Consider the following 3088-nt stretch of genomic DNA (forward strand, 5'->3'; position numbering starts at 1 on the left):
AATAGTTGTCTACACACATAGTTAATTATTTATTACGGAAATTATGGTATATACTGTTAATTATTAATATCATAAATCATAACAACTGATGCAGAGCTATGTTTTGGCGTTGAGAGCTCAGCTATGTTTAATAGAAAGAGTTGGAACACACAAGTGAAGTATTTTGAGGCGGAGTCATTCTTTAAACAAGCTCATGGATCGGAGGTTACTATATTGAAACGTGCATTGTTCGCTTTCCTATTTGTCCTTATTTTCGGCAATGCTCTACCTACAATCACAATGGCTGATGCGGATAAGCCGATAACCGTAAAAATCAACAACAGGAAAGTCAACTTTGAGGTGCAACCCTTCATTGAAAACGGAGTTACTCTAGTGCCATTCCGACCGGTATTCGAGAGAATTGGACTTGAGGTTGAATGGGATGCTGAGCATGGACGGGTACTCGGGACTCGAATTGGAAATCGAATTGAACTTACGATTGGAAGTCAAATGGCTTATGTGAATGGCTATGAGAAGAAGCTGGAGGTCGCTCCGCGCATTGTGGACGGGACTACATTCGTGCCGCTGCGCTTCGTCGGAGAAGCAGCCGACCAGCATGTGCAATGGTACGGGGAGAGCTCAACGGTAAGCATCTTTTCGTCGGAGCTTGGCGAACTTCTAAGAGTGCTCAACAGCGGAGAAGTCACATATGTAACGGATACTTCTAGTGGAGAAGGGATTCCTGCCGATGGTAGAGGTATGTTGTACGACGGCGGCGGATATTTGATCTATCATGGTGAATTTAAGGACAGTGCTTTGGAAGGAACAGGAAGTATGTACTTGAACGGGGTGAAACGATACGAAGGAGGCTGGGTGAATAACCGTTTCGAAGGCAAGGGAACCCTTATGTATGGTGAGAACATGATCGCTTATGAAGGAGATTTCAGGAACGGTCGCCGAGAGGGAGTCGGGAAGAATTATTCGAATGGAAAAGTGGTGTACGAAGGGCAATTCAAGAATGATGAAATCAATGGATTCGGGAAAATGTATGATACGAACGGTGTTATGCACGAAGGGAAATTCGACAGTTCTTATCTGGAATATGGGAAAGTGCTTAATCTTGAAACAGATTACACGAAGAAGCAACTGGAAGATCTCCATAACAAGCATCCGTGGAACGTTATTACAACAAAGCACACCCAGATTTATTCCTATGAGGGTGAAGAGGTTGTGAAAGAAGCTTCTGCCCGCTTGGACGAGATCTATGATCAGATCGTTTCCATTTATGGACACCTTCCAATATTTGAACGTGGGGATGGGAAGGTGCCGGTCTATTTTCTAAGCAGAAATGACTTCATGAGCGACCTTAAAACAAAAGATTTTGGTGGACTCAATTATGAGGAACGGATCTATTTGAACTTGGGTTCTGATCCTTCCAAGGCTAACTTAAGCCAAATTCTTAGGAGCTTTGCCCATGAACTTACCCATATGGTGACTTTACATAGTGAGGATACATTATTAGATCGAATGCCGGCATGGTATTCAGAAGGTGTAGCTTCTTTACATGAGAAGGATACGACTGGATTTACGGGATTAGATTATATGGACTCTGAGATGAACAACGCTGCGCGAACATATAGGTTGTTGTCATGGCAATTCTTAACCGCCTCTTCCTATGAATGGGGATGGCGTGTCAACTTGGGTTATGCGCAGTCGCGATCCATTGTAGAGTATTTAAGCCATATTTATGGGGAAGCGAACATAAGGTCCTTGTTTTATAAGGAAGGTAACTTTGCCAAGTTGATGAGGGAAATAACGAATAAGAGTTTGAAGGAACTGGAAGCAGACTGGAAGGCTTATGTGCTGAATGAATCGTTTCAGTCTCTGGTGCAATCTACTGCTTCTTGCAATCAGAACCCAAGTGGGACAGGAAGCAGAACGCTCATGGATAATGGGAGTTCCTACAATCTCTTCAGTGCCATATATAGTCAAAGGGTACAGCTTGTTAAGCGGTTTATTCAATGTAGGGAAAATGTGAATCAAGTTAATTTACAGGGAGAATCTCCCTTAATGGCTGTCGCGACTAGTATAAATGAACCAGACATAGCACAGGTGATTTTCGATGACTTGATGAAAGCCGGGGCTAACCCGGAGTACAGGGATCAGCTTGGTGTGAATGCTTATCTAGTCGCTGCGGGGTATCTTAATTCAATATTAGCCAATCGACTGCGGCCCTATTCAACCATCAGTGATCAAGCTATGGCTGAGCTCTATATGAATATGAAGACCCTTTCTGAGGTTGAGTTTGAGAAGCTAATACGCACAGAGGGAGTTAATTTGAATCAAGAATTTCCGCCGATGCTAACTACATTATTGTCCAGAGCTATTAGTTCAGGTCAGCCCAACTTTGTTAAGCTGCTATTGGAGCATGGGGTTTCAAGTACTAAGAAAATTGGAGTAGATGAAGGTGGGCTTCTCCCATTAGATCAAGCCGTGCAAAATGGAAATATATCGGTGGTTGAGGTGCTTCTTAATCATGGGGCGGATGTAAATGAACGATTTGATTTTTCTAGCACGCAAAACAAGACGGTTCTGTTGACCGCTGTTTGGAGGCGCAATTTGGACATGATTGAATACTTGCTTGTACACGGAGCGGAAGCCAATGTTCATTATTTTACAGAAGGCCAACCGCGCTCCATTATGGAGGGACTAGACCCGAATAATGAACTTGATCAGAAGATTAGGCTGCTGTTAGTCACTAATGGGTACCAGGAGGAGTAAGGAGAGTTCAAGTCATTTCTTAATTTCCTTCGTCTCGTCCGAGTAACAAAGCAGTAGAGGGAGGGAAATGCGAATGGGGAACCGTTTGCTTTCCGAACAAGACCAACTTTAAATTAGGCAGCTAATTCGGGTACACGTGCTTTCGTAACAGTAATTGAGTTCCAAGTACCAATTAATAAATTCGGAGAGATAGACACAACAGTTGCTCAAAGTTTACAGCATCTTGCAGTCAAGAATAATGGTCCGGTATTAATAACAAACGCAAGGGAAGTAGGGTTCCAGCCTGTATGGTACAAGCCGTGGACGTGGTGGTAAAACTGGAAGAAAT

The 3088-nt window shown here is 43.2% G+C and carries 1 protein-coding gene; it reads left to right on the forward strand.

All coding sequences use genetic code 11. The features are described 5' to 3' along the window. Positions 1 to 213: 213 nt before the first annotated feature. Entirely contained in the window at positions 214 to 2760 is a 2547-nt protein-coding gene (locus PKO02S_RS31715; protein WP_164821820.1) for a stalk domain-containing protein, read from the forward strand. Positions 2761 to 3088: the final 328 nt, after the last annotated feature.

Origin of the sequence: Paenibacillus koleovorans NBRC 103111, from assembly GCF_004000845.1 — a bacterium.
GTDB classification, from domain to species: Bacteria; Bacillota; Bacilli; order Paenibacillales; family NBRC-103111; genus Paenibacillus_AA; species Paenibacillus_AA koleovorans.